At 48.1% G+C, this 26547-nt stretch carries 25 protein-coding genes and 2 pseudogenes; 17 read left to right on the top strand and 10 right to left on the bottom strand.

Annotation, left to right across the window (positions count from 1 at the left end):
- Positions 1-14 precede the first annotated feature (14 nt).
- Both RIF25_RS06500 and RIF25_RS06495 read right to left on the bottom strand, forming a co-directional pair.
- On the bottom strand, positions 15-1076 hold the full coding sequence (locus RIF25_RS06500; RefSeq protein ID WP_407682345.1) for a zinc-dependent dehydrogenase: 1062 nt from the start codon (positions 1074-1076) through the stop codon (positions 15-17).
- A 140-nt stretch (positions 1077-1216) separates the two neighbouring features.
- Positions 1217-1345 (bottom strand): hypothetical protein, encoded by a 129-nt coding sequence (locus RIF25_RS06495; RefSeq protein WP_322877735.1) that lies wholly within the window; start codon positions 1343-1345, stop codon positions 1217-1219.
- Between the two features lie 741 nt (positions 1346-2086).
- Here RIF25_RS06495 and RIF25_RS06490 point away from each other — a divergent pair.
- From RIF25_RS06490 to RIF25_RS06435, 11 genes and pseudogenes are all read left to right on the top strand, one after another.
- Entirely contained in the window at positions 2087-2974 is an 888-nt protein-coding gene (locus tag RIF25_RS06490; RefSeq protein WP_322877734.1) for a tetratricopeptide repeat protein, read from the top strand.
- Between the two features lie 38 nt (positions 2975-3012).
- Positions 3013-3561 carry a GNAT family N-acetyltransferase gene (locus tag RIF25_RS06485; protein WP_322877733.1) on the top strand — a complete coding sequence of 183 codons (549 nt, stop codon included), beginning with the start codon at positions 3013-3015 and terminating at the stop codon, positions 3559-3561.
- Between the two features lie 526 nt (positions 3562-4087).
- Positions 4088-5101 carry a PstS family phosphate ABC transporter substrate-binding protein gene (locus RIF25_RS06480; protein WP_322877732.1) on the top strand — a complete coding sequence of 338 codons (1014 nt, stop codon included), beginning with the start codon at positions 4088-4090 and terminating at the stop codon, positions 5099-5101.
- Positions 5102-5211: 110 nt separating this feature from the next.
- Positions 5212-6225, top strand: a complete 1014-nt coding sequence (pstC, locus tag RIF25_RS06475) for a phosphate ABC transporter permease subunit PstC (RefSeq protein WP_322877731.1) — start codon at positions 5212-5214, stop codon at positions 6223-6225.
- A gap of 32 nt (positions 6226-6257) precedes the next feature.
- Positions 6258-7199, top strand: a complete 942-nt coding sequence (gene pstA / locus RIF25_RS06470) for a phosphate ABC transporter permease PstA (protein ID WP_322877730.1) — start codon at positions 6258-6260, stop codon at positions 7197-7199.
- On the top strand, positions 7193-7996 hold the full coding sequence (gene pstB, locus RIF25_RS06465; protein WP_322877729.1) for a phosphate ABC transporter ATP-binding protein PstB: 804 nt from the start codon (positions 7193-7195) through the stop codon (positions 7994-7996). Before pstA ends, pstB begins: the two co-directional genes overlap by 7 nt.
- Positions 7997-8336: 340 nt before the next feature.
- Complete coding sequence (locus tag RIF25_RS06460; protein WP_322877728.1) at positions 8337-9161, top strand: alpha/beta fold hydrolase; 825 nt, start codon at positions 8337-8339, stop codon at positions 9159-9161.
- Positions 9162-9601: 440 nt separating this feature from the next.
- Positions 9602-10909, top strand: a pseudogene (locus RIF25_RS17195) (hypothetical protein).
- A 191-nt stretch (positions 10910-11100) separates the two neighbouring features.
- Positions 11101-11463 (top strand): annotated as a pseudogene (locus RIF25_RS06445) (site-specific DNA-methyltransferase); the annotation flags it as partial.
- Between the two features lie 417 nt (positions 11464-11880).
- Entirely contained in the window at positions 11881-12372 is a 492-nt protein-coding gene (locus RIF25_RS06440) for a YajQ family cyclic di-GMP-binding protein (protein WP_322877724.1), read from the top strand.
- Positions 12373-12433: 61 nt separating this feature from the next.
- Positions 12434-12979, top strand: a complete 546-nt coding sequence (locus RIF25_RS06435) for a DUF2854 domain-containing protein (protein WP_322877723.1) — start codon at positions 12434-12436, stop codon at positions 12977-12979.
- A gap of 25 nt (positions 12980-13004) precedes the next feature.
- On the opposite strand, the gene RIF25_RS06430 is transcribed toward RIF25_RS06435, so the two are convergent.
- The 3 genes from RIF25_RS06430 to RIF25_RS06420 are packed head-to-tail and all read right to left on the bottom strand — an operon-like array spanning position 13005 to position 16564.
- Positions 13005-13412, bottom strand: coding sequence for a hypothetical protein (locus RIF25_RS06430; RefSeq protein ID WP_322877722.1), 408 nt, complete (start codon positions 13410-13412; stop codon positions 13005-13007).
- Positions 13413-13442: 30 nt separating this feature from the next.
- Entirely contained in the window at positions 13443-14225 is a 783-nt protein-coding gene (locus RIF25_RS06425) for a hypothetical protein (protein ID WP_322877721.1), read from the bottom strand.
- A 20-nt stretch (positions 14226-14245) separates the two neighbouring features.
- Entirely contained in the window at positions 14246-16564 is a 2319-nt protein-coding gene (locus RIF25_RS06420; RefSeq protein ID WP_322877720.1) for an ATP-dependent helicase, read from the bottom strand.
- A 179-nt stretch (positions 16565-16743) separates the two neighbouring features.
- Here RIF25_RS06420 and RIF25_RS06415 point away from each other — a divergent pair, with 179 nt between their 5' ends.
- Positions 16744-17931: a DUF58 domain-containing protein gene (locus tag RIF25_RS06415; RefSeq protein ID WP_322877719.1), complete on the top strand. Its 1188-nt coding sequence runs from the start codon at positions 16744-16746 to the stop codon at positions 17929-17931.
- Here RIF25_RS06415 and RIF25_RS06410 read toward each other — a convergent pair.
- From RIF25_RS06410 to RIF25_RS06400, 3 genes are all read right to left on the bottom strand, one after another.
- Positions 17928-18260, bottom strand: coding sequence for an MgPME-cyclase complex family protein (locus RIF25_RS06410; RefSeq protein ID WP_322877718.1), 333 nt, complete (start codon positions 18258-18260; stop codon positions 17928-17930). The genes RIF25_RS06415 and RIF25_RS06410 overlap by 4 nt on opposite strands.
- Before the next feature lie 127 nt (positions 18261-18387).
- Complete coding sequence (locus RIF25_RS06405) at positions 18388-18984, bottom strand: chromophore lyase CpcT/CpeT (RefSeq protein ID WP_322877717.1); 597 nt, start codon at positions 18982-18984, stop codon at positions 18388-18390.
- 597 nt (positions 18985-19581) lie between these two features.
- Entirely contained in the window at positions 19582-19971 is a 390-nt protein-coding gene (locus tag RIF25_RS06400) for a transposase (RefSeq protein ID WP_322877716.1), read from the bottom strand.
- A gap of 377 nt (positions 19972-20348) precedes the next feature.
- Between RIF25_RS06400 and RIF25_RS06395 the strand changes: the two genes are divergently transcribed.
- Positions 20349-21140, top strand: coding sequence for a class I SAM-dependent methyltransferase (locus RIF25_RS06395; protein WP_322877715.1), 792 nt, complete (start codon positions 20349-20351; stop codon positions 21138-21140).
- A 416-nt stretch (positions 21141-21556) separates the two neighbouring features.
- On the opposite strand, the gene RIF25_RS06390 is transcribed toward RIF25_RS06395, so the two are convergent.
- Positions 21557-22537 (bottom strand): bestrophin family protein, encoded by a 981-nt coding sequence (locus RIF25_RS06390; RefSeq protein WP_322877714.1) that lies wholly within the window; start codon positions 22535-22537, stop codon positions 21557-21559.
- 94 nt (positions 22538-22631) lie between these two features.
- Between RIF25_RS06390 and nadC the strand changes: the two genes are divergently transcribed.
- The 4 genes from nadC (at position 22632) to RIF25_RS06370 (ending at position 25665) form a co-directional block, all read left to right on the top strand.
- On the top strand, positions 22632-23495 hold the full coding sequence (gene nadC, locus RIF25_RS06385; protein ID WP_322877713.1) for a carboxylating nicotinate-nucleotide diphosphorylase: 864 nt from the start codon (positions 22632-22634) through the stop codon (positions 23493-23495).
- A 113-nt stretch (positions 23496-23608) separates the two neighbouring features.
- The gene (locus RIF25_RS06380) at positions 23609-24640 is read left to right on the top strand and encodes a LysR family transcriptional regulator (RefSeq protein WP_015126214.1); all 1032 of its coding nucleotides are present in this window, start codon (positions 23609-23611) and stop codon (positions 24638-24640) included.
- A gap of 97 nt (positions 24641-24737) precedes the next feature.
- Complete coding sequence (locus RIF25_RS06375) at positions 24738-24920, top strand: hypothetical protein (RefSeq protein WP_322877712.1); 183 nt, start codon at positions 24738-24740, stop codon at positions 24918-24920.
- 13 nt (positions 24921-24933) lie between these two features.
- Entirely contained in the window at positions 24934-25665 is a 732-nt protein-coding gene (locus tag RIF25_RS06370; RefSeq protein WP_322877711.1) for a dienelactone hydrolase family protein, read from the top strand.
- On the opposite strand, the gene RIF25_RS06365 is transcribed toward RIF25_RS06370, so the two are convergent.
- On the bottom strand, positions 25662-26519 hold the full coding sequence (locus tag RIF25_RS06365) for a class I SAM-dependent methyltransferase (RefSeq protein ID WP_322877710.1): 858 nt from the start codon (positions 26517-26519) through the stop codon (positions 25662-25664). The genes RIF25_RS06370 and RIF25_RS06365 overlap by 4 nt on opposite strands.
- Between the last annotated feature and the right edge of the window lie 28 nt (positions 26520-26547).

The raw sequence follows: 26547 nt of genomic DNA, 5'->3' as shown, positions 1-26547 counted from the left end.
GATAAAAAAAGAGCCTAAGAACAGGTGGCTTCCGGGTAGATGAGAATTTTATAGGTTTCTGGGGTCGGGGCAACCGCTTGATTGACGGCCTGGTCAAGTTTTTCTAAGGGATAGCGATCACTGATCAGGGCATCCACATCAATACGGCGGTTAAAAACTATATCGGTGGCCAAGGCCTGGACGCGATAGGAGGAACTGTAACTGCCCATTAAGTCAATTTCCCGTTGGTAGAGAACATTGGGGTTGAGGGGAATTTCTACTTGATCCGGGAACTCAGCAAAGAAGAGAATCTTACCGCCTTTACGGGTACAGTCGAGGGCCTGGAAAAATGCCTTTTCACTGGGAACAGCTAATAAACTGACATCAGCCCCTAAGCCCTTGGTTAAGGCCTGGATTTTACTGGCTAAGTCAGGATCCCGAGCATCAAAGGCCGCTGCGGCTCCTACCTGTTGGGCTTTCTCAATCCGGGCGGGGATTAAATCGGTGGCAATGGCTTTAGCACCAAAATATTTGACTAACATAATAAACATCAAGCCAATCGGACCGGCTCCAGTAATTAAAACCGTTTGTCCAGGGGCAATTTGGGCCTTTTTAACCGCTTTTAAGCAGCAATTGGTGGGTTCGACAAAACTGGCCTGGTCAAAGCTAATGGAGTCGGGAATCGGAATTAACCCCCCGTTGGCGACAATGTGGCCAGGGACTTTGACATATTCGGCAAATCCACCTCCACTGGGGATAAATCCAGCCGTAGTCGTCACAGTTTTATAGATATGGCACATGGAATAGTTTTCGTTGAGGCAGTAATCACAGCGCATACAGGGGATATGGTGCATGACCACCACCCGTTGCCCAACCTGCCATTTTTTAACGTTTTCGCCAACCGCAGCAATGACCCCAGCCGTCTCATGGCCAAAGATGCGCGGGGGTTCGTAAAGGGGATAGCGAATTTTCTTAATATCCGATTGGCACAAGCCCACGACTTTCACCTGAACTAGAACCTCATCGGCCCTCAATTCTGGCATTGGCAAGTCTTCGTAGCTTAAATGATTAACCCCCCGAAACACCTGCGCCTTCATCTTTGCCCTTCTTTGTTTAGAGTCACACTGCTACACGGTAACATGAGATGTTCCGAGTTTTGGCAGCTAAGTTTGGGATCGATTAGGGAGGCAGGAGCCTGGGGGGATAAACCCTTCATTGATTGAATGTCTAACTGTTCCTAACGTTTGGCAGCCGAGCCACTATAGGGTTGAGTTCCAGTGGCGGGGTAATCATCCTTGACAGGAGTAAAGATGCGTCCACAGGCCTCAAACAACCGTTGCATGGCTTGTCGGAATTCGTTCCACATAACCTTGCTCCTAAATACTGTATAAACCGCTACCCTCATCTTAGGGTCTGGTTCTGTTTTCTGAGAATGATTGTGATATTTCTTGATGTGATAGCTTATTGTTAAGTTTTATAGCGTTACCCAGATTATTTTTGACTGATCAACATTTTAGGAAATATTGCTAGTGAGACACCCAAACTCATTTTAAATACGCAATCTCAATCATCAGAATCTGAACTTCAATTCCACTTCAGCTCTTGCCCATCAATCCGTCTGGCTTTTAGTGCTTTTTTAAGGATTTTTATAAAGTCTCAATTCGCCACCGTTGACAATAGCTCTCTCCAGTCTCCTCACTAGTTCATCCCTCTCCTGAACTGCTGGCTACTATCCAAATAATCTGTTTGACTTTATAAGTCATAAAAATGGACAACTCGATAAGCTACTAATTTCTTGCTCACGACTTTTGTCTGATTCCCACAATCTGGTTTATAGTTATTTTTAATCTTGACAATAACTTGCTGTTCTCTATCAATCATCTGTTGTAGATTCTCAAGCCCTGAAAACTCTCGATCTTCCACGGCTAAATCATATCTCTGGGACTATATATTATTTTTTAATTTATCCGAACAGGGTGTCACACTTTGGCGATATTTTTTAGCCTTTTCGACTGACTTTCAACACTTCTGAGTTAAGCTATTCTGAAATGGGTACTTTCCCAAAAATTTTGTTGCGTTTCAATCTTGTCCTGAGGTAGTTGCACCAGTGCCCAGACTTTGTATCTCTGTTAGTGTTGCTCGCTTAGGTAGCCTATTTTTTGTGGCAGGGATCAGTATCTGGCCCCTGAGTGTTGCCCAGGCCCAGGTCTTAATCCCCCATACTCCACAACTCAGCGCCACTGACATGGAGCGTGATGGCCTAACAGTAGCCCAAGAAGCCTTGCAACTGGCCCAATTTCAACAGTTTAACGAAGCCTTGGTACGGGCCAAATTAGCGGCTCAACTAGCCCCCCAGGCCTATGAAGTGTGGGCCCTCCTCGGTGGTCTCTATCTCACGGTTTCTCAACCCGCTGAAGCCATTCCGGCCTTGAATACCTCAATTGCCCTGAATCAAAAAAATGCTGGAGTTTATTTTAGCCTTGGTTCAGCCTATTTTCGGACAGGAGCCTACCAAGATGCAGCTCGGGCATTAGAGCAAGGTTTAGCCCTTCGCAGTGATGTTGCCGAGGAGTGGTTTAACCTCGGGAACGCCTACCTGAAGCTCAAGCAAAATCCCAAGGCCATCGCTCAATATCGCCAGGCCCTCAAGTACGACAAAAAATTCTGGCCAGCTTTAAATAACATTGGTTTACTCCAATATGAACAGGGGGAAATCCCCCAGGCCATTCGCAGTTTCCAGGCCGCCGTTGCCCTTGATAACAAAGCTGGAGAACCTAAACTAGCCTTAGCAGTTGCCTTATTTCGACAAGGGCAAGTACAGCAGGGTATTAACACGGCCCTTGTGGCACTACGTCTCGATAGCCGCTATATTGAACCAGAGTTTCAACGGGAGAACCTTTGGGGTGAGCGGCTGATGGCAGATACAAAAGCCCTATTTGCCAACCCTCAAGTCCAAGAACTAATCCAAACTCTGCAAGCGGACGTTGGCCAGTAATTCATCCATCATCTCTTTATCCTGATCCAGATTTTGCTTTGTCTGCTTCCCTTTTACCCCGCTCCCTAGAGTTTCGCCCCGCCCAGGCCAATGAATTAGAGGCCGCCGCCGCCCTGATTTGCCAGTCTTTCTATGCCCTCGACACCCCCTTACTGCTGATCGCGCCCCTGATTCAGTGGGGAATTTGGCAAGACCTAAACCAGCGACAACGCCACGGCAAGCAGGGGTATGGCTGTTTTATTGCCACTCATCCCCAGGCAGCAAATTTACTTGGAGTTGTCGAGGTTGAACTACGCCTCCTAGAGCCAAATCTCCCCTACAAAAAAGGGATTCCCCGCCCATACTTATCGAATCTGGCTGTTCACCCCGATTATCGGCGGCAAGGGATCGGCCAGCAGTTGATCCAAACGGTCGAGGCCTGGCTGATTCAACACCAACATCCAGAGGTTTATTTACACGTTTTAGCCAGCAATACAATTGCCCAAGGACTCTATCAACAATTGGGATATCAACTGCGGGCCACCGATGCCCATTGGCTATTCCCAACTCGTTTACTGTTAAGCAAAACCCTCTCATCCCTAGCCTAAAAATCAACGTGGAATATTAGCTAATCGTGTTATCTCCATCCAGGCCTGGGGAGGAATGAGGAGGAAACTCTCTGGCCTGAGGCAGCCGATTGTAACTCCTAAAAATCTCAGCAGCCCTGGCTAGAGAACACTTTTCACACATTTCCATCAAGTCTTCAGTGAAGAACACTATCCTTAGGATCGCCCACAGTCAAATAACAGACAGAAAATATTGGCAAATAAAATTTTTGGTTTTTCTAGAAATATTAAGCCATTCTAAAAATGGTTCAGCCTCAATGTTTGCCGAGTATCTGCAAATTATCATGTCATCAAGGTTATGGAAACTTACACCGATAAATTCTTTGTACTTAAGCGTGAGTAAATTAACCAAACCTTTCCCTAACGTTAACCAAAAAAATGCTGATTGCTGCGTATTCTGATCGGTGGGCCTAAGAATTCTTGCCTATTGGGAGCATTTTTACGCAATGTTACCCAAACTCCTCTAACCTCCCTCAATTACTGAATTTCAACCATTCCGAGGAATATCATGTTTCAGATGATCAAGCAAAAGTCCCTACCCATCTTGGGGGCCCTTGCCGGTACTGTTGCCATCTCTGCCCTCTCAATCCCCCTTGCCCAATCCCAAGGCGTGCCCACCGTCAAAATTGATGGTTCTAGTACCGTCTTCCCAATAACGGAAGCGATTGCAGAGAGCTTTCAAAAGTCCACTGGTGGTAAAACACGGGTGACCGTTGGGGTTTCTGGAACTGGTGGTGGTTTCAAAAAATTCTGCCGGGGTGAAACCGATATTTCCAATGCCTCTCGCCCCATCTTGTCCAAGGAAATTGCTGACTGTAAAGCAGCCGGGATAAACTTTATTGAATTACCAGTTGTTTACGATGCCCTGACCGTCGTCATCAATCCAAAAAATACCTGGGCCAGCAACTTAACCACCGCTGAACTAAAAAAAATCTGGGAGCCAGGTTCCAAGGTTAATAACTGGAGTCAAGTCCGGGCTGGCTTCCCCAATGTTCCCCTTAAGCTCTTCAGCCCAGGAGCAGATTCTGGCACTTTCGACTACTTCACTGAAGCAATTAATGGTAAATCAAAACAGATTCGTAAAGACTTTACCGGCAGTGAAGATGATAACGTGCTGGTTCAAGGTGTGTCCCGGGATCGGGGTGCGCTAGGTTACTTTGGCTTGTCCTACTATTTAGAGAACAAGAGCAAGGTTAAGGCCGTTGGGGTCAACAGCGGTAAAGGCCCCGTCATGCCCTCTGCCAAAGCGGTCTTGGATGGGACTTACAGACCATTGTCTCGTCCCTTGTTCATCTATGTGAGCTCAAAGGCTGCCTCCCGTCCCGAAGTCAAGCAGTTTGTCACCTACTACATGAACAATGCAGCACCCGCTGCCAAGAAGGTTGGGATGGTAGCCTTACCTGCTTCTGCCTACAAAACTATTCTTGCTAACTTTAACAAAGGTCGGGTTGGCACGGTCTTTGGCGGTGAAGAGGCTGTCGGTTTAACTATTGCTGAACTGTTGAAACGGGAAGCCAGGTAATTTCCTCTGGCTCGTTATATAACCAATGCGGCTGGTGGCTGCTTTCGCTGCTGGCCGTTTTTAGTTAAGCTCTTGTTCAACATCCTTCCGTTCTTTCCTTAGCTCAAACCATGTCAGATTCTGCCCCTAATTACGCAACACAACTACCCCTAAACCTGCCATCACGCACCGTGAGAATATGGCGAGAGCGAATCATTGCAACGATCTTGTTTTTAGCAGCTTTCTCTTCTGTCGCTACAACCCTTGCTATTGTCTATATTTTATTTAGCGAGTCAGTGATTTTCTTTGAACTGGTGGCTGAGGATCATGCTGGGACAGTTTGGGCTGCTTTGGTAGAATTTTTGACTACCACTGAATGGTCGCCCCTGATTGAGCCAAAGACTTTTGGGGTTTTGCCATTACTGACTGGAACTTTAGTGACCTGCTTGGTGGGTTTGACGGTTGCTATTCCCTTGGGAACTGTGATGGCCATCTATCTGAGTGATTTTGCCTCCCCCCGCCTTCGGGAATCGCTCAAACCCGTTTTGGAGCTTCTGGCCGGCATCCCCACTGTTGTTTATGGCTACTTTGCCCTGCTTTTGGTTAGCCCAACGTTGCAAAAGCTAATCTTAGCTGTGCAGATGTTTTTCTGGCCGGGGCGTGAGGAATTTGAATATTTCCAATTACCTGGGTTTAATATGCTTTCGGCCGGGATTGCCATTGGCATTATGATTATTCCTTACATCAGTTCTTTGGCAGAAGACTCCATGCGGGCTGTGCCAGTTTATTTGCGGGAAGGTTCCTATGCGATGGGGGCAACCCGTTTACAAACTGCTATTGGTGTCGTTTTGCCCGCCGCATTTTCTGGAATTGTGGCTGCCTATATCTTGGCCATCTCGCGAGCAGTTGGGGAAACAATGATTGTGGCTGTAGCAGCCGGTTTACAACCCATTTTTACCCTTAATCCCCTTGAAGGTGCTGCCACCACAACTGCCTTTATCGTCTCAGTAAGCTTAGGGGATCTACCCCACGGCTCTTTAGAATATCAATCTATCTTTGCGGCTGGAATTATGTTATTTTTGTTGACCCTAATCTTCAACATTTTGGGATATTTCCTGAGTCGTCGCTTCCGAGAGATTTACTGAACTGCTGTTTAGAACTCATGAGATTTGAGACTATGACTACTGCGCCGGTCGAAATTACCCAGGACTTGACTGCCATTCATCGGTCGATTGACCAGAGACGCCTTCAAGAGAAGATTTTTATTCTCCTCGGTCTTCTTTCAATCCTATTTGCCTTGCTTGCGCTGACTGCCCTAGTCTTAGATTTATTCTTTCGGGGACTGCCAATCTTAAACTGGCGCTTTATTACCTCACCACCGAGTAGTACTCCTGAAGAAGCTGGAGTCTTAATTGCCTGGGTTGGCACATTATTGGTGATGGTGGTCACGGCTTTGTTTGCCATTCCGATGGGTGTTGCGGCAGGCATTTACCTAGAGGAATATGCGCCCAAGAACTGGTTTAGTAATTTTATTGAAATTAACATCAGTAACTTGGCGGGAGTGCCTTCGATCATTTATGGTCTGCTAGCTTTAGGCTTTTTTGTTTATACCCTTAACTTGGGCCAGAGTGTGGCTACGGCAGGGCTGACCTTGGGCCTACTTATTTTACCGATTGTGATTGTGACAACACGGGAGTCTTTACGGGCAATTTCCAGCACTATCCGCGAGGCGGCCTATGCCGTGGGAGCTAGCAAATGGCAGATGATTGCTGATCATGTTTTACCTTACTCTATGGGCGGGATATTAACAGGGATCATTGTCGGTATTTCCCGCGCCATTGGTGAGACGGCTCCCCTAATTACGATTGGGGCTTTAACGTTTATTACCTTTTTGCCAGATTCTCCACTCAAGTCAGAATTTCCATTTATTTCTTTTGCTTGGTTGCAATCTCCGTTTACAGTTTTGCCAATCCAAATGTTTAACTGGGTGTCCCGTCCCCAAGAGGCGTTTCAAGTCAATGCAGCGGCAGCGGGGATTATTTTGTTGGTGTTAACGCTGGGTGTCAATGGCCTGGCAATCTATTTACGTTATCGCTTTCGGAAAGGTATCAAATGGTAAACAATTCCTCTGTCCAATCTGCTGGCTCCCAGGCCCCGGCCTTGCCCTTAAAAGCAGAAGTCGAAGGCTTGAATTTCTACTATGGCTCTAAGCAGGCCCTCAAAAACATTAATTTGCTGGTTTATGAAAAGAAGGTGACGGCATTGATCGGCCCATCGGGATGTGGTAAGACAACCCTCTTGCGCTGTTTTAACCGGATGCATGATCTCTATCCAGGCAATCGCTATGAAGGCTGTATTACCCTAACAAGTGATCAATCTAATTTGTTAAAGGCAGATCCAATTGAAGTGCGGATGCGGATCGGGATGGTCTTTCAGAAACCTAATCCATTTCCGAAATCGATCTATGAAAATATTGCCTATGGCCTGCGAGTCCGGGGAATCAGTAAGCGGTCGGTGTTAGATGAGGTGGTGGAGCGGTCTTTAAGGGGGGCAGCAATTTGGGATGAGGTGAAGGATCGACTCAATGAAGCGGGTACAGCTCTCTCTGGTGGTCAACAACAACGTCTCTGTATTGCCCGGGCTTTAGCGACAAATCCAGAGATGATCCTGTTTGATGAGCCAACTTCTGCTTTAGACCCGATTGCCACTCTTAGCATTGAAGACTTGATTGGGGATCTCAAGGATCAAGTCACGATTTTGATTGTTACCCACAATATGCAACAGGCTAGTCGGGTATCGGACTATACGGCATTTATGTATTTGGGTGAGATGGTCGAATATGACCGGACTGAGAAGATATTTAATAATCCAGCCCAGCAGCAAACTGCGGATTATGTTAGTGGTCGCTTTGGTTAAGGAGAGGGTAGAAGATATTTTTTACCATGAATTCTAGAGTATTTATGGTTCTAGAACAGTCCAGATAACTCGATGACTGATAGCTTACATTGCTTGAGTAAATAATAGAATTATTACGAATTACAAACAGAGATGGTTTTATTTAATGACAATGCGTAATAAACCGCTGGAAATAAGTAAATTGAGGTAGCCTAAAAGCATTTATAGCGTTACTCATTTAGGGTGAGATGGGGACAAGTCAGAAAATGCTTTGTGGGCAGTCTTTTTGATAGTTCTACTCTCTCAGAACAGCCTGCGTAACGCTATAAAAGCCAGTCTTCGGACAATAGGGGGTAATGATATGGGAACCATAACGACACAAGATGGTACCGAGATTTATTACAAGGATTGGGGTTCTGGACAACCGATCACCTTCAGTCATGGCTGGCCTTTGAATTCTGATGCGTGGGAGTCGCAGATGTTTTTTCTGGCTTCTCATGGCTATCGCTGTATTGCCCATGATCGGCGCGGGCATGGTTGTTCTAGTCAACCTTGGCAAAGCAATGATATGGACGCCTATGCTGATGACTTGGCGGAACTGTTCCAGGCTCTTGATCTTCAGGATGCTGTGATGATTGGTCACTCAACGGGTGGGGGAGAAGTAGCGCGTTTCATTGGCCGGCATGGGACAAGTCGCGTGGCAAAGGCGGTCTTGATGGGTTCTGTAACGCCAATTATGGTCAGGACAGAAGCAAATCCCGGGGGGCTACCCTTAGAGGTTTTTGATGGGTTTCGTGCCGCTTATTTGGCAAATCGGGCCCAGTTCTTTCTCGATATTGCCAGTGGCCCATTTTTTGGCTTTAACCGGCCTGGAGCTACGGTTTCCCAGGGGACGATTCAATCGTGGTGGCAACAGGGAATGATGTCAGGCCATAAGAATGCTTACGATTGTATTCAGGCCTTTTCTGAGACCGATTTTACTGAAGACTTGAAAAAGTTTGATATTCCAACGTTGATTATTCACGGTGACGATGATCAGATTGTTCCCCTTGAGGCTTCTGCCCTATTAGCCGCTAAACTAATTCCCAATGCAATTTTAAAGCTTTACTCTGGAGGTTCCCATAGTTTAGGCGATACGAGTAAAGATCAACTGAATACCGACTTATTGGCGTTTGTGCAATCGTAATCTAGACCATATTAGATGGCAAACTTTGGCTAGGACTGCTCATTTTGAGAGTCGGCAGAACGGGGTAGGGCATTGGCGCGACCGATTAGATAAACCATTGGTATAATTAGTTATTAGTATGAATTTCATGTGTGGGAATTTAATTCTGATGTTAGGAAAAGATAGATTCAATGGTCAGGAAAAACCCGCCTCCTTCAACTAGTCCAATTTTTCATGTTCGCCCCAGGCCTGGTGGTGGTGGTTGGCAAGTAAAACAAGAGGAATCCGAAAACTATCAAAGCCTTTTTAACCCAGAAACAGGCTACTCAGTTTCAAGCATAAGACCATAAACATAGAAACTCGACAGCGGCAACTCCTGGGGGGATAATCCTCACCTAAGCTGGAGCAGCTCAAATTGTTACGATAAAATAAGAATTAAGCCAACTTGAGAGTTTATCCCTATGGCAGAAGTCGCAACCTTAAACCCAGCGGTCATGCAGGCTGTTGAACAATTAGGCTATCGAGTCACGGTCGGTGATGTTGCGGCCAAGGCTGGTTTAGACCTCAATACTTCTCAAAAGGGCCTGTTGGCCTTGGCCAGTGCAGTGGGTGGAGATCTGCAAGTGGCCGAATCTGGGGATATTGCCTATGTCTTGCCACGGGACTTTCGGGGAATTTTGCGGTCTAAGTATTTACGGATTCAACTCCAAGAGGCCTGGGCCAAGGTTTGGGCCGTTCTGTTTTATTTGATTCGGATGTCCTTTGGGATTTTCTTGATTCTCTCAATCGTCTTAATCTTTGTTGCCATCATCCTCATTGTGATTGCTGCCAGTAGTAGCCGAAATGATAACAATAATCGCTCCGGCGGCTTTGACTTCCCCCGTTTTATCTTCTTCCCAGACTTTTGATGGTTCTTTGGCAGTGATCCCTATCGGCCGCGGCGGCAGTCGTCCCGTAATCAGCGACAAAATCCAGAGGAAATGAACTTCTTAGAAGGGATTTATTCGTTTCTCTTTGGTGATGGGAATCCCAATGCCAATCTGGAAGAACGGCGCTGGCAAGAAGTCGGGCAGCAAATTATCAACCAAAAAGGAGCCGTCGTTGCTGAACAAATTGCCCCCTATCTGGATATTTCCCCAGGCCCGCTGTCCAGTGGCGAAAACTTTATGATTCCGGTCTTGAGTCGCTTTAATGGGGTTCCCCAAGTTACGGAGCAGGGCGAGATTATTTATCATTTCCCAGATCTCCAGGCTACGGCCAAACAACAACGCCAAAAACCTGTTTCACCCTATCTGGAAGAAATTACCTGGAAATTTACCCGCGCTAGCAGTGGACAAGTGATGTTAGCCATTGGCCTCGGCTGTATCAACCTAGTCGGGGCGTTAGTCCTGTGGAATTTACTTGGGGATGGATCCGTAGCAACCCAGTTGGGCGGCATCGTCGGCTTTGTGCAGTCAATCTTTTGGGTTTTGGTCGCCTATGGCCTGGGCTTTTTGGGAATTCCCCTCGGTCGCTACTACTGGATTCTAGTGATGAATGGCCGAATCAAAGCCCGCAATCAAATCCGAGAAAACCGGGCCGAAATTCTCCGCACCGCCGATGCCACCCTTAAGGACAAAATTACCGCCGCCCAGGCCTATGCCGCAGAAACCCTGATCACACAGACAAACCTGGCCTACACCACTGAAAAAGACCTGATCACCCAAGAAGCCGAGCAAACTGACAAAATTGATGCCGAGTGGCAAAGGCTCTTGGAAGACCGTAGCTAAGTTGAGCGGATTAATTATCCTATTCTCAAAAAACGATGAATCTTGACATCATCGCTCTTGACTAGGGCAATAATTGAGAATGATTTGTGGGGATGTGGCTCATAATCAGTCCGATCATAATTTATTCCTAAATATAGGTTCGACTACTCCCAGGCCAGGCCCAACCACTTACAAACTCAATTAGCCCAGATATGAAAATGCTTTACTATGGCGATAATTTAGAAGTCTTACGGGCCAGCCTTGCCGAGGAATGTGTGGACTTAATTTATCTTGATCCACCGTTCAACTCCCAGGCCGGGTATAACATCCTGTTCAAATCTCTTAAAGGTGAAAGCTCCCAGGCCCAGATCACGGCATTTGAAGACACTTGGCAATGGGGAGAAGAATCCGTAAGAGCTTTAGAACAACTGAAATTTAAGCGGGGCGAACTGGCTGAATTACTGGATCTATTAATCCGCACCTTGGGGCAAAATTCGTTATCAGCCTATTTGGTGATGATAGCAATTCGCTTAGTGGAATTACATCGGGTTTTGAAGCCAACAGGTAGTCTTTATCGGTAGTCCTATTTAGTAAAGGATGAGGAAAAGACAGCTTGATTTGCACTCATTGCCTTCTCTAAACGAATCTGTTCATTCTTCATGATGTCTGATGTCGTCTGAGCCACAGGTCGGGCAAGGCAGAAAACCAGGGACGTTTTACATAGGCACTAAAAGAACAATCTTCCCTTATTTTATCTGTCCTTTACTAAAAGACATTACCGCCATTTGTAGTTGCAATAGTCATTAGATGATCTAAACAATCTCACTATTCTGGTTGAGAAGCTGCCTAATACTAACAAAACGAGGCAAAAGTGGAGATTATCCTAGACTTTCAGCACATAATATTCTCGTAATTGAGGACGGATTGCTTTATAATGGTTATCTTTGTGTTACTTGTTATTAAAATCTTGGATACTCCCGTTAGGAATTAGTATGGCCAGTAGTTTTTCCTTTGATATTGTCAGCGACTTTGATCGACAGGAGTTAGTTAATGCTGTAGATCAAACAGTTCGAGACATTAAAAGCCGCTATGATCTCAAAGGCACCAAAACAACTGTAGAACTTGGCCCAGAGGCAATTACGATCAATACCGACAGTGAATTTACCCTCGATGCTGTGATCACCATCCTGCAAACTAAAGCAGCTAAACGTAACTTATCCCTCAAGATTTTTGACTATGGCCCCATTGACCCGGCGGCCGGTGGGCGGGTGACTCAGGCCATTCAACTGCGGCGGGGCTTGACTGCTGAGTTGGCCAAGGACATTAGTAAGCTGATTCGGACAGAGTTTAAGAAAGTTCAACCGAGTATTCAAGGGGATGCAGTGCGGGTGGTAGCCAAGTCTAAGGATGATTTGCAAGGGGTGATTCAACGGCTTAAGGAAGAGGATTATCCAGCCGCGTTACAATTTGTAAACTATCGTTAATCTTAGGCCCTGCGTGGCTGGTAGTAGCAAAATCTCAGAGTCCCGGTGGGGAGAGGTCTTCATGTTTGGTCGGTTTTCCTTAAGTACGCTCGGCCTGGTGGTAGGTTCGATTTTGACCGTGATTGGGTTTATTGCCTATGGGTCAGGTAATGCCACCTTAAACTTGGCCGGTTTTTTCTATGGTGTGCCTTTACTTTTGGGGGGGCTGGCCTTAAAAGCTGCGGAATTGTCCCCTGTCCCCTATAGCCAACCCACTCCCCCGGACATTATTGCTTTGCGGGAAACCCAGGCCACGCCGATCCAAACCCAAATTCGCAAAGATGTTACCCGCTATCGTTATGGTCAAGATGCCCATTTGGACAGTTCTTTAACAGCCTTGGGCCTAAGCCCTTCCGATGATGAGCGACCGATTTTGGTGGGTATCCGGGAAGACCTGATCCACGGAGCCTATACCTTAATTTTAGAATTTGATTCCTCGGCGATTGAGTTTGAAGTTTGGCAACAGAAGCAGGATAAGATCACCAAGTTTTTTGGCCCCAATATTGCCATTCAATTAACCCAACCCCAGGCCGAACGGGTGGAAGTGGCTTTAATTGCCCAGGCCTAACCTTTGGATTCAGAAGATATGCAGCCTAATTTAGTGCCGGGTCAGGTTTGGGGGGCCTGGGGGGTTGATTGGGCCAGGTTTTGGCTTCGGTCTCCAATTCTAAACTGAGGGACTCTAACTCATCGGCAATCTGGATTAACTCCCCATTTAAGGCCTGGGCATTGGCATAGTGTTGGTCAAAGGCCTGGCTGGTGGCATCAAGGGTGGCAAATAATTCCCGATATTCTGGGGGTGGATGGGCTAACCATTGTTCATAGGTGAGATTTGGTTCCGCGGGTGGGGGCAATGTGGAGAGAAATTTTAAGGCGGTTTGCCAGGCCTGTTTGCGGCGAAAGTCGAGGGATTTTAGGCTGGGGTATTGGGCTTTAAGCTCCTTCGGGGTTCTGGCCTGGGCCTGGTCATAAACTAGTGCTTTAAGTTCAGAAAGTTTCATCACGTTAACCGCGTCAGTTCGATAAAGATGTCATTGGCCATTGGCTGGGTTGTCCCTTTCTAGCTCGGATGTGGCGAGGGGAGATTTTTTCAGTCTGCGTTGAGATTTATTGGGTTCTGAGCGCAAAGGTACCCCCTTAAGTTGATTGAGTTCATTTTGTAACGTCCGATTGATTTGTTCTAGCTTAGTTACTTGCTCTCTGGCTTCATTCCGTTCTCGCTTATACCGCTCCGTATGAGCTACTCGGCCGCCTAAACTTTGGTTATTCTTTCCAAGTTCCTCACGTCGTTTTTTCTCCTTTTCAAACTTCTTTCTGAGTGTTTCTACTTCTTTTAACAGTTCTGCATAGGCACTTGATTGATCACTTTCAGCCTGGAGAACTTCTTTTTCAGCTTCTAACAAAGCAATCTGGGCCGTAAGTTGTTTAATTTCAATATCTTTGCTGAACAAAAGCCGTCTGAGTTGTTCAATCCAATTCTTGTTTTCCTGATTTTGATGATTCAGTTGATCAAGTTCATGACGAATTTCTACAGACTTTTGACGAAAATAGCTGGCTCGGCGTTGAAGAACCTTGCTAGTGCATTGATACTTGATGATAGCGTAAACTCGATCTCGTTCCAGTCCCGTCAGTGTTTCAACTTCTGGCAACTTAAGCAAAGTATCATAATTTGTGCATTCATGACGGATTTCATAGGCAGGCAAATGATTATCAGATTCAATGAGATCATGATTGCGAAAGATAACTTTGTGATACCAATAATCAAATAGCTCTTTTGTGCTTTGAATGTTTGAGACTGATTGAGGTGTGGGCATGATGATGGCAGGCAAACAGACTAATAGGTAATGGACATTTGTGATTGGGGAAATTGCTTGCGAAGGGCATCCAGGGCAGGACAAGGTTTTTTCGGATCGAATTTATAGCTTTGATGCCAATTAAAACTTGCCCAACTGAAGGGGCCATTGATCGCCGCCGACATCCATAGCAAACGTTTGGCCCGCGTCATCGCCACATAGAGTAACCGATAGGCTTCGGCGGCTTTGAGGTGATTAGCGTGTTCCCAGGCCCCGTTAATATCTGGAATTGGGCGTTGGTGAACGGCACTGCGAATTTGGGCCCGCGCGACTTCCTCAAGGTTGGCATGACCGAGAAACTTGAGCGAACCCGGAACCCAAGGATTACCCGGAATGACGGTGTCATGCAAAAACGGTAGAAAGACATAATCCCAATCCAGGCCCTTGGCTTTGTGCATGGTCATAATCGTTAATTGCCGTGGTCGAATCAAGTTACTGTCTGGATCCCCTAGCTCCACCGCATCAAATTTTTCTTCACTGACAATCTCCTGCCAAATTGGGCTAATTCTTGTCCAAGTTTGTTGTCCGCCGGCCTGTTGTGCCAATTGGCTAATTAACTTATCAGCGGTGGCCAGTTCGGTCGGGTCGTATTGGAGCACATTGGCCACATAGGCAATCAGGGGATAGAGGGCTAGGTTCAAACGGGCCTGGAGGAGAGCCTGGCAGAGTTGTTGGGCGGCTTGTTCATCGGGATGGGGGCCAGGATCGATTGGACTGGGAAATAAAAATAATTCCGGTTGGCTGACGAGAGCGTTCCAATCTTGGCGGCGGATGAGTTGACGGGCGGTGAAAATATCCAGGGCTGCCTTGAAATAGCCAGGGGAATGGGGGCGATGTAAAAAAAGGAGCATATTCAGTAACTCGGCTGGAACATGGGAACGCCGGGCCTCGCTGCCTGTGTCGTAAACCGTAATTCCCAGGCCTGCCAAATTGGTGTTTAAGCCAAACTTTTCCGGCTGGGCTAAAACATCGGTCACAAATCGCCCCTGCTTATTTTCCCGCACCAAGACAGCGGCATTGGCCTGGGGATTTTCCGTTAGCAGTTGTCCCACCCGTTCCCCAATCAAGGCCACCGTATGGATAACATCTCTGGGCGCGTAAATTTCCAGGCCCCGGCCGGTCGCAGCTGGATTGGCATCTGGTTGGGGGTCGTCGGGAGAAACTAGCTCAATTTTCTGGGGTTGAAACGGCAATTCTGGCCCAGCCACTTGTGTCCCATTAGTCCAGGCGACGAGATAGTTTGCTGCGTCAATAATGATCTGACTAGAGCGACCGGCCTGGTTCATCGTAAAGAATCGGGATTGATCTGCACAGGCCTGGCAGAATTGGGCAAAGAAGATCGGGTCAGCCGGGGTAAAGGTGGAGTTGATGGCCTGGTTTGGATCTCCCACCCGGACAAGGTTCACTAGATGGGGATTAAGCGGGTCTGTAGCTAGGATTTTGAGAAGTTCCGTTTGCAGGGGGGTGGAATCCTGGGCTTCATCTTCAAAAACCCCATAAACTTGAGTTTGCCAGTGGCGGCGGGACTCTGGATCTGCAAGCACTCGTAAGGCGGCCAAAATCATTTCGTCATAGTCAATGAGTCCGCGGGCGCTGAGGTGGGTTTGATAGCGGCCATAGAGGTCGGCGGCAATTTCTAAAATGGGGTAGGCATCGGGATGGCCGGCGGCCAGGTTAGCCAAATCTGCCGGACTCAGGTTAGAACTTTTTGCCGCGGCAATACTGGTTTGGGCTAGTTTGGGTAAGACTTCACTCAAAAGGGCCGTCCGGCGGCGAATCAGTTCTGTTTCCTCGTATTCAGTCGCTTGGCCATCTAATAAGATCTGCCAGGCCCGGGGGTGATCCTGCTGCCACTCTTGGGCGCACCGCCGCAAAATCCGACTTTTCTGGACATCCGTAATCAGAGTTGCTTGAGATAAATCCAGGCCGTGGCGGATGTTACTGGCAGCAATGTTCAGGGCCAGGCCGTGGAGGGTTTGAACCGAGAAACCATAGCGGGGTAAACCCAAATTAGCCAGGTGTTGGCGAATCCGGCTCTTAATGTTGGCGGTGGCGGAGCGGGTAAAGGTGACAATCACCAGTTGTTTTTGGCGGTGGAGTTGGGACTGGGCCAACGTCATCACGGCTCCAATGGCCATCCCGTGAGATTTTCCCGCTCCCGGAACTGCTGAAACCGCCAAGGGGCCATCTAACCAATTTGCTAATTCCCGTTGCCCCGGGCGGAGAGTGTTTCGCAGTTTGGCCAGGCCAAGCTCCAATTCCCCTAAACTCGGCACAGGAGTGACTAATGTATTCACCATGATCAGGGGCCGGATACAAGGATCACGTCTATCTTAAATCTGCCAGCCCTGTATCGGGCCATTGATCCGAAAAGTCTCTATTTTATGTTTTGAAAGCTAAATTTAGTCCTCTCCGGCCCCGAGTTATCAAAATCCCCTTAGAGTAAAGGATAGCGGTTGGCGATGGGACTGGAGCGGAGATGATTCAGCGTTTGAATCGGTGGTTAGAGCGACAATGGGTGACTCCAGCCTTTGGGGCATTACTGCTGGGCGGCCTGGCCTTGTTTTTCTTTGGGGCGGCAGTAAATTCGATGTCCGGCTGGCTCTATGTGATGACTGGGATTATTGTCGCTTTGCTGTTGGTGGGGGCCTTAACACCAGCGCGGATGATTCGGGGCCTGGTAATGACCCGTTTACCCATTCGACCCGTCAGTGTGGGGGATGTCTTGACCCTAGAACTCGAACTCTCTAATCCCAGCCAAACCCCGCGGGCCCTGATCACCCTTAAGGATCATCTGCCCCCAGGCCTGGCCCAGCAAGCCCCACCGCCCCATGTCATTGCCGACTTGCCCACCCAAACCCAAAATCGCTATGTCCGCAAAATAATTCCGACCCGGCGAGGCATTTATCATTGGGAAAAAGTAACTCTCCGCACGGCGGCCCCCCTGGGTTTATTTTGGTGTCAGCGGGCCTGGTCTGTCCCCGCAACCGCTGTCGTTTATCCAATTGTCTTACCCCTACAGGCCTGTCCGCTCTTGGATCAACTGGGTCAAGAAACCTCCCAACGCTGGGTTGACCGGCAATACCAACGGCAATTGGCCACGGAAGGCTTAACCCGTTCCCTCCGGCCCTATCGTTGGGGAGATGCTCTGCGCTTAGTGCATTGGCGGACGAGTGCCAGGTATGGGGAATTACGGGTGCGAGAGTTGGATGCCTTGAGTGGTGGTATGGCGGTGATGGTTAGCCTGGATGTGAGCGGGGCCTGGCTCCCGGATGAATTTGAACAGGCCGTCATGGCCGCGGCGGCTATTTATTTCTATGCTCGCAAACAAAATATTCCCGTTGAGCTTTCCCTGGGGGATGTGGAGCATTTGATCAACGAAACCGCCATTCTCCGGGCCTTAGCCGCGATTCAACCCCAGCCCCAACGCCCCCAGTCACCGCCCCCGATACAGACTCCAATTCTTTGGCTCACCACCAATCCCACCAGCTTATCTCAGTTATCCCCAAGCAGTAGTTGGTTACTCTGGCCAGGCCCACATCAAGTCGAGGGAATCAATAACCTCCCGATGAATCAACTAACTCCCGGCCGACTCATTAACCCCGGATTACCCCTCCAGCCCCAATTGGAACGTCAACTGGACAATGCTTGGGTTAGTTCCCTTTAAGCAGCGGGTTGGGAGGCAGTGGCAATCGGATCAGGAATAGTGGCACTGGGGGCCTGGAACTCTCCGGTAATCACAAACTCTAAACGTAACTTCAACCACTGAATAAATTGAGGATTAGTAGAAATAATGGCTGCTGCGGGTTGGGGGCATTGATTTCGCTGGGGAGATAACTCAGGAGCGGTTAAAAATGCGGGTTCCGACACCAGCCAAAAGTCAATTTCTTTCCCTGTTTCTTGATAATGCCGCCGCCGTTCCTTCAAGACTTCTTCTAAGGGTTCTTCCTCAATGAGAAATTTACGACTGGCGAGGACATAATAGTAGGTTTGCATAGGTTAGTCAAAGCACTTTATTTAAGGTGGGCGAATCTCAGAAGCTGAATATCTGCCCTTTCCTATGCTATCAAGGTCTGGGAAATCCAGAGAAACCGTTCAACTCTTAGACATCAGCACCATTAGCCTAGAGTGAATTAGGAATCTCAGTGGCAAAGCTTTCGGTACGGGTAAAATAAAACGGCCCAGCCACAGAACCCCAAATATGCTCATCGGTTTGCGGATCCCGGCCCCGGTCATGGCTAATAAACTTTTCGCCATCGATCTCAAACGTGCTGTCTAAATAGGTGGTTTTCCCTTTGCGGACTACGGTACAGGCCTTGCCCGGTTCGACTTGCCCCTGAAACCCTGTCCCTGTCCAGGCCACAATCATGTTACAGCCGGGTAAAAGCTCTAAATCGACTTCTGTTAGCTCTTGGAGGCGATGGGGATTGCGGGCGGCTCCGTAGAATTTTTTCTCATCCTTGAGGGTGTAGTTCTTAATGGCAATCTGATCCGACATCACCAACAACTCTAAAACCCGCACCCGATAGGGCACAGAGAGTAAATAGTCATAGGCTTGTTCGACATACAACCCCAGGCCAGACACGATTCCTTTGGGCAAGGGGCGCATACACACCCGAATGTGGGCAAAAAAAGGTGGGTTTTCAAAGGCCTGGGCCTGGTTACTAAAATCAGCGGCCATCCAGCGGGCTAAGGTGAGAACATCAGTAGCATGGGACATAGGAAAAATTGCAGTGGAGCGACTTTTGGGTCTGGAATTGATGGACTTTATGATCCAGCCTACAGGAGAATCTACCCAATGAATATAGCCTGTCTTCCTACCTCCAATATCGCCTTTTTATTTCATATGGTTGCTTTTAATGGTGTCATAATATAAGAATCCGTCTCCCATCTTAACGATGTAGAAGTCAAAGATTTATAGTCATTTCTGCCAAAAGTGAGACTCTTAAAAGTACTACTGGTAGCGGCTTCAAGCATTTTCGTGTTCTATTCCTCAGGGAAATGACTATAACGGTTGAGGAAATTAAGCCCTTAAACTAAGAAACTTTGGCTGAAATCCTTGAAACTCTACTGATTGATCCTGATCTTCTTCAATCAAAAATGTGGCCAGGAAAATTGAGCCGTCTTGGTAATGATCTGTAGCGATTATTTAGATAATTTCATCAATATAGCAAACAGTAATTATTCATGAGAACGTATCATACATGCTCAAATAAGAAGAATGGAGAACAAAAAGACTTAAAAATAATTCAAACAGCCATTTTATAATTTTAAACGTCTTCAATAAGTGCCACACTTTCCTTAAGAAGTTTTTAACTTACAGCCACACTGCTTCAATCGGATTCTGTTCCGGTGCGTATGGGGCTAATTTGATGCAGTAAATCGGCCATTCTTGTTCTGACTTATCTCCATTGACTTGATGTAAATATTTACGGAAATCATCACTGTTATGATATGCTGCACCATCCCAAATCACCATAATTTTCTGATTGGGATGAATCGCCTTTATCGCTTTGATAAACTGAATAGTATTCTGACTATTTCCACTCAAATAAGGTTTGACAATTAGGCGATCTGTGACATAGTTTATTGCACCATAATCGGTTCGCCTCTCCTTTATATTCTTGATGGGAACCTGTATTCTTTCATCCGCTTTACCCCAAGCGTATCCACAAATATCCTCTGAAACAAGATGACACTGATCCACGCAGTAGACAACGGTTTTTCCTGATTCAATTGAAACTCGATTCGCTTCTAAATACTGACAAATCTCTTTTTTTTTAAGGCAACTTTATCGGGGTCTTTTTGGGGATGAGTGACCTGGGCTTTTCGTGCTTATTAAGACAAAGAGCGTTAGGTCGTCAGATTTCAGATATACTTAATTCCTCAGCACATAACCATCTGTGGTAGTGCCTGACTGTATCTTAAGAATTGAGATTGGAGCAACTGCAGGCAGCATATTAATGAGTGGACGGAAGCAGATAGCTCGATGTCACAACATTATTTAAGAATTTGAAAGATCATCTCTAGATGAAGCAGTCTAACACCCCCTAGTATCAAGCAGCCGCAACCCGAGGACATTTCATGACAGAGTGGCACGCAAACGATTATCACCGCCAATCGGGCCTTCAGCAGGTAATGGCGGAGGAACAACTTGGGCGGTTGGTGCTGGAAGGCGACGAGCGGATTCTTGATATTGGTTGCGGAGACGGAAAGATCACAGCGGAAATTGCTATGCAGCTTCCCCGTGGCTCGGTACTTGGCATTGATCCGTCGCGAGAGATGGTTGCTTTTGCATCGAGCCGCTTCGGTCGCCCTGTTCTAGAGAACCTCCACTTCGAGGTGGCCGATGCTCGCCAATTACCCTACCAGAATGAATTTGATCTTGTCGTTTCCTTTAATGCTCTCCACTGGGTTGTGGAGCAAGACTTGGCCCTTTGCTCAATTCGAGCGGTACTGAAGCCAGGCGGACGGGCCCTGCTGCGCTTGGTACCAAGTGGTCAGCGTAAATGCCTGGAAGACGTTATTGAAGAGGTCTGTCATCGGGCGTGCTGGATCAACAACTTCACGGGCTTTCGCCAACCCTATGTGCATTTCACGCCTGAGGAGTACAGAGTGTTAGCTGAGAAGGCTGGATTTCGGGTTGTGAAGTTGAACGTGGAGGATAAAGTCTGGGATTTCAAAACCCGCGAGGCGTTTTTTGCTTTTGCCTGGGCCACCTTTGTGGAATGGACTCAGCATCTGCCAGAACCCGAATGGGAGAGCTTCATTACGGACGTACTAGACTCCTACCAGTTAGTGGCAGCGAATCACCCACAGGAAGCGAACACATTCAAGTTTTATCAAATGGAAGTTGAGATCACGCCTGTGCCTTAGTAGAGAGAACTTTGATTCTTGGGAACCGCAGAGACTTTGTTATCAATGCTGTCATTGATGTGGTTAATGAATACCCGTCCCGAAGCGTGGGGTGTCCGGGCTGCGGCGAGAGATGTTGATGATCACAAGAGATGGATAGCGTTACTCATTTAGGGCTCTCATTGGGACAAGTCAGGAAATGCTTTATAGGCAGTCTTTTTAAGATTTCTACTCTCTCGTCACACTATACCAATCTGCAGGGGCAGCATTTGCAAGTGAACACAGTTTGGCATGGCGTGACCCTGGGGCAAGCGGGGCGGTTCTGGCCCCCCTACGGACGGTACGTGACTTTGTTGGCCATGTTTCAGGCTGATATCCATCACCGGACGAGCGAGACTAGATGCAAATCTCTAAATTACCCTGGATAAACAGTAACGCTATTGATCCATCTTGGTAAGGGGATAGCCTGACCGTAATTCTGAGTCAGGTGGAGCTATGAACGGCATTAGTGGAGCATCAATCAAATCCTGAATATTTTGTTGCATGGTTTGACAGATAGCATCTAGGGGCAAATCATTACAATCGCGACCAAAGGGGTTTTCAATTTCCAGGCCAATTTCTTCTACTCCAAATAATGTGAAGGCAATCAATCCCACCACCAGGCCAGTAAAAATGCCCAATTGTCCCACTAATTGAAAAGGCAGCAGGAGGCAATAAAGCAGGAGGAGTTGCTTAAGGTGAATTGCATAGGCCAAGGGAATTGGGGTTTTGATAATCCGCTCCGAACCACCGACTACATCCACCAAATTCCCCACATAATCACTTAAAACCGTCAGTTGATAGATGGGAATTTTCCCTTGCCGATATTGCCGATGGAGATAGTCCTCAAGCCAAAACGCAATTCGCAGGGGGGGATTTTGCACCGTGGCTAAGGCCTGGAGTTGATCAGGGGTCAAAAATGGGGCTATTTCTTGCAAAGGTTCTTGCCGTAAATGTTGTTTCGTTGCAATTGCAAACGCCAGAATTAAATGCAGTGCGCCAACCTTGGCCTGACGATCTGCTTCTGTCTCACATGGAATGGCCACCCAAATTAGGCGGGTCAGATTCCGGCTCGTATTCACCATCAGGCCCCATAGTTTCCGCCCCTCCCAAAATCGTTCATAGGCTGTATTCGTCCGAAAAACTAAGAGCAACCCGAGGACAATGGTGGGAATTACCGTCCCCAGAATCGGCAGACTCAGGGGATAGACATAGGTATGGAGGAGGCTAATCACAATCCCAGCAGCCGTACAGAGTAGCACTGGCGGCATAATGGCTGGAATCACGGAGCCACGGTATTGCAAGGCCAGACGAAGACGGCCGGGGCGGGGATAGAGAACCTGGCGCAGTTTTGATTCCCAGTATCGTGCTGAACTCACCGCAGACTTGCCCGAAACATGGAGGATTTTTGGAGTTTGGCCCTAGAGTATTAAAAAGGATTTGGCAGGCAGTTGTGCAGGGAAGCAAAATTCTGTGGCGATTTTACCCCATTGGCTGATCTTAGATACGCTTCTCCAGGCCTGGCTCAAGGAAGATATTGGCCGGGGTGATCGGACAACACAAGCCTTGGGCCTGGGAGAACAAACCGGACAAGCCGAACTGGAAATCAAACAAGCTGGAATGATCGCTGGACTATCAATTTTTGGGCGGGTCTTTCAACTCCTCGAACCAACAGCCCAAATTGAGTTTTTGATTCAGGATGGTGAGCCGGCCAACCCTACTCAAATTGCCGCCCGTGTGACAGCCAGTTTAGAAACGCTCCTCCTCGGCGAACGGGTTGCCCTCAACTTAGTCATGCACCTGAGTGGAGTGGCCAGCTTAACTCGGATATATGCCGATCTGATTGCCGATTTACCAACCCAACTAGTTGATACCCGCAAAACAACACCTGGTCTGAGATTGCTGGAAAAATATGCCACTCAAGTCGGGGGAGCCATTAACCATCGCTTCGGCTTAGACGATGCGGTAATGATTAAAGACAATCACATTCAGGCTGCTGGCGGGATTGCCCAGGCCCTTGATCAGATTCGCACCCAAATTCCCTTTACCCACAAAGTTGAAGTCGAGACCGAAACCCTCGGGCAAGTCCAAACCGCCCTAGCCGCTGGGGCAGACATCATTATGCTAGATAATATGCCTATTGAGCGGATGACCCAGGCCGTGGATATGATTCGCCATCAACGCCCAGAAGTCAAAATTGAAGCATCCGGCAATATCACCCAGGAAACCATTCGCACTGTCGCCCTGACCGGAGTGGACTATATTTCCACCAGTGCTACCATCACCCGCTCTCCCTGGCTGGATTGTAGCCTGAACCTATTGGCCGAGATGAAATAAGCTGCCACAATGGGCAATTAAGCTTCTGGTAATTCCTCACTGACCAGACTGATACCTTTCCTCAATTCAATTGCGATCCTCTTCCCTTTATGGCTAAAGCCTGTGAGTCGTTCATGACCGATCTTCCCTTTACATTGGATCACCTTCGCATTCTCAAAGCCATTGCCGCCGAAGGTAGTTTTAAGCGGGCGGCCGAAAGCCTTTATATTTCCCAACCCGCCGTCAGTTTACAAATTCAAAATGTTGAGAAGCAACTGGATGTTCCCCTATTTGATCGGGGGGGGCGGCGGGCCCAACTGACTGAGGCAGGACAGCTACTTTTGGAATACGGCGACCGGATTTTAGCCCTCTGCCAAGAAGCCTGTCGGGCCGTTGATGACCTGCAAAAACTCCAAGGGGGAACCCTGATTTTAGGGGCAAGTCAGACCACTGGCACTTACCTGATTCCGCGGATGATGGGCCTGTTTCGCCATCTCTATCCCCAAGTGGCCGTCCAACTCCATGTCCATTCCACCCGGCGAACCTGTTGGAGTTTAGTCAATGGGCAAGTGGATTTGGCCATCATTGGCGGCGAAGTTCCAGCCGAATTAACGGAATCCATTAGTGTCACGCCCTATGCGGAAGATGAATTAGCCCTAGTGTTACCCGCAAGCCATCCCCTGGCGGTCTCTGATCAAATTGTTAAAGAGGACTTATACAAGCTGAACTTTATTACGTTGGATGCCCAATCCACGATCCGCAAGGTAATTGATCAGGTTCTCCTCCGCGCCAATATTGACCCTCGCCGCTTAAAGGTGGAAATGGAGCTGAACTCGATTGAAGCGATTAAAAATGCGGTGCAGGCGGGCCTGGGGGCAGCGTTTCTTTCGGTCACAGCCATTGATAAGGAATTGCAGTTAGGGGATATGCGCTGTATCAAAATTGAAAATGTGGTCATCAAGCGCACCTTGTCTTTAATTACTAACCCCAACCGTTATCGGTCACGGGCCGCAGATACTTTTTGTCGGGAAATCTTACCCCAGTTTGCCACGTTCGAGTTGGGGCGGGATTTTCAGGAATTAAAGCCCACCTTAACCAGTAACTCAACCCCCCTGAAGGAACTCTTAGCCACGCCCCAGGCTGAACCAGTTTCCCCAGGCCTGTAAAGTCCCCCAGCAGACCTTGATCTAGACCAACAGCTAGGAAAAGATGCCCAAGAACTGGTTAAGATGGGGAGGCATTGGTTCTGCTTGAGAGGGCAGTATGGATCAGGAAGCATTACGGACTGGGGTACGGGACATTGTCCAACAACGGGGAGCTTTAGTGCAGTTGCTGGAGCAGCCGGACATTGGGACTTTACGCATTGACATCAACCAGGCCCTGGAGGAACTTGATGATCTTCTGGAGGAGTTTAAGCGTACCTTTCCCGACCTTGATGTAGCGTAGGACAAAACTGGCGATGACCATCACGACTCGCTCCGTGCAAATTCCCAGTAGTGACATTGCCATTGATGCCTACTTAGCCCTGCCTGAAGCCCCCGGCCCCCATCCGGCGGTGATTGTTTTTCAAGAAATTTTCGGGGTCAACAGTCATATTCGCCATGTTACAGAACGATTTGCCCAGTCAGGATATGTAGCCATTGCCCCGGCCCTTTATCAACGCCAGTCCCCAGGGTTTGAAACGGGTTATACGGCCGCCGATGTTGAAATTGGGCGGAAATATAAGGATGCCACCACCGCGGCCCATCTCCTTGCCGATACCCAGGCCACCCTTTACTACCTCAGCCAGTTACCCGATGTGAATCCCGAAGCTATTGGTACGATTGGGTTTTGTTTTGGGGGGCATGTGGCCTACTTGGTCGCAACCTTGCCGGAAATTAAAGCTACAGCCTCTTTTTATGGGGCCGGCATTGCCACCTCTACCCCCGGCGGTGGTCAACCAACCCTCAGTCGCACCCCAGAGATTAAGGGAACAATTTATGCCTTTTTTGGCGATCAGGATGCCAGTATTCCCCTAGAACAAGTCACCGCCATCGAAACCGAACTCCAAAAATCTGGAATTAAACATCATATTTTTCGCTATCCGGCCGATCATGGCTTCTTCTGTGATCAACGGGGCAGTTATGACGCGGCGGCGGCTAGTGATGCCTGGTCGCAGGTGCAAACCCTATTCAAAACAACTCTAGTTTAGGTTTGTCCGGGGATTGCTGTTTTCTGATGGGTGACTTGTACCCCGGTCAGGCAATCTAGGGTCAGGGTTTCCCCCCAGGCCTGGGTCATTGTCCTTTCTAACTCGGCAAAGAGCCGCTGCCTTACCTCAGGTTCCAAGGCTATGTAGGGGGATAAGGTTCCCAGCAGAGCTAAATAATCTGCTAGAGAGTAGGTAATTTGCCAGGCCTGGGTATGGGTCTGAAAATCTTCAAAATAACCTGACTCTAAAATATGCTCTTTGAGAATATCCATCGCGGCTAAATGTTGGGCAGGATGTTCATACTGGCCAAGGCTGGGGGCAAATTCACCATAAATCGGGGCCATAGTTGGAAAAAGATCTGGATCGGGTTGGGGCGGGACATTCCAAAGTAGAATTAACGGCCCACCAGGAGACAATAACTCTGCCGTTTTTCGACACCGAATCGCTGGGTCTAACCAATGAAAGGAGGTTGCCGCCAAGACTGCATCAAAGGACTGTTCTGAACTATCCCAGGCCTCAAAGGTTGTGTTAATAATCTCAACGTGGGGAAATTCGCGACACCGGGCCTGGGCAATCTCGCAGGCAGTCCCACTGGGTTCCAAACAGGTCAGGTGAAATCCCAACTGGGCCAAGGCCACGGTCGCAATTCCTGGCCCACAGCCCAACTCCAAAATATGACTGCCAGGTGAAAGTTTTGCCCAATCTAAGGCCTGCTGAATGCACCCTTGGGGATAGCGCGGTCGGACTCGATCATAGGTTTGAGCGACAGAACTGTACCAAGAATCTCGCTTGACCGTTGGATAGTAGGCCTGGGTAATATTGCTCCAAGGGGGTGGAACGACCGCATCAGCCATAGCAACACCGACTTTAATCTGACCTCAG

The organism is Pseudocalidococcus azoricus BACA0444 (assembly GCF_031729055.1).
Taxonomy (GTDB): Bacteria; Cyanobacteriota; Cyanobacteriia; order Thermosynechococcales; family Thermosynechococcaceae; genus Pseudocalidococcus; species Pseudocalidococcus azoricus.
Note: the sequence above shows the minus strand (reverse complement) of the source record. Positions and strands in the feature narration are given on the sequence as shown.

Coding starts and splice junctions, on each gene's coding strand:
- pstC (WP_322877731.1), top strand. CDS start 5,212: ATGTCAGATTCTGCCCCTAATTACGCAACACAACTACCCCTAAACCTG.
- RIF25_RS06395 (WP_322877715.1), top strand. CDS start 20,349: ATGACAGAGTGGCACGCAAACGATTATCACCGCCAATCGGGCCTTCAG.
- pstA (WP_322877730.1), top strand. CDS start 6,258: ATGACTACTGCGCCGGTCGAAATTACCCAGGACTTGACTGCCATTCAT.
- RIF25_RS06410 (WP_322877718.1), bottom strand. CDS start 18,260: ATGCAAACCTACTATTATGTCCTCGCCAGTCGTAAATTTCTCATTGAG.
- RIF25_RS06405 (WP_322877717.1), bottom strand. CDS start 18,984: ATGTCCCATGCTACTGATGTTCTCACCTTAGCCCGCTGGATGGCCGCT.
- RIF25_RS06365 (WP_322877710.1), bottom strand. CDS start 26,519: ATGGCTGATGCGGTCGTTCCACCCCCTTGGAGCAATATTACCCAGGCC.
- RIF25_RS06375 (WP_322877712.1), top strand. CDS start 24,738: ATGGATCAGGAAGCATTACGGACTGGGGTACGGGACATTGTCCAACAA.
- pstB (WP_322877729.1), top strand. CDS start 7,193: ATGGTAAACAATTCCTCTGTCCAATCTGCTGGCTCCCAGGCCCCGGCC.
- RIF25_RS06380 (WP_015126214.1), top strand. CDS start 23,609: ATGACCGATCTTCCCTTTACATTGGATCACCTTCGCATTCTCAAAGCC.
- RIF25_RS06425 (WP_322877721.1), bottom strand. CDS start 14,225: ATGCCCACACCTCAATCAGTCTCAAACATTCAAAGCACAAAAGAGCTA.
- RIF25_RS06420 (WP_322877720.1), bottom strand. CDS start 16,564: ATGGTGAATACATTAGTCACTCCTGTGCCGAGTTTAGGGGAATTGGAG.
- RIF25_RS06480 (WP_322877732.1), top strand. CDS start 4,088: ATGTTTCAGATGATCAAGCAAAAGTCCCTACCCATCTTGGGGGCCCTT.
- RIF25_RS06440 (WP_322877724.1), top strand. CDS start 11,881: ATGGCCAGTAGTTTTTCCTTTGATATTGTCAGCGACTTTGATCGACAG.
- RIF25_RS06415 (WP_322877719.1), top strand. CDS start 16,744: ATGATTCAGCGTTTGAATCGGTGGTTAGAGCGACAATGGGTGACTCCA.
- RIF25_RS06370 (WP_322877711.1), top strand. CDS start 24,934: ATGACCATCACGACTCGCTCCGTGCAAATTCCCAGTAGTGACATTGCC.
- RIF25_RS06500 (WP_407682345.1), bottom strand. CDS start 1,076: ATGAAGGCGCAGGTGTTTCGGGGGGTTAATCATTTAAGCTACGAAGAC.
- RIF25_RS06495 (WP_322877735.1), bottom strand. CDS start 1,345: ATGTGGAACGAATTCCGACAAGCCATGCAACGGTTGTTTGAGGCCTGT.
- RIF25_RS06430 (WP_322877722.1), bottom strand. CDS start 13,412: ATGAAACTTTCTGAACTTAAAGCACTAGTTTATGACCAGGCCCAGGCC.
- RIF25_RS06435 (WP_322877723.1), top strand. CDS start 12,434: ATGTTTGGTCGGTTTTCCTTAAGTACGCTCGGCCTGGTGGTAGGTTCG.
- RIF25_RS06460 (WP_322877728.1), top strand. CDS start 8,337: ATGGGAACCATAACGACACAAGATGGTACCGAGATTTATTACAAGGAT.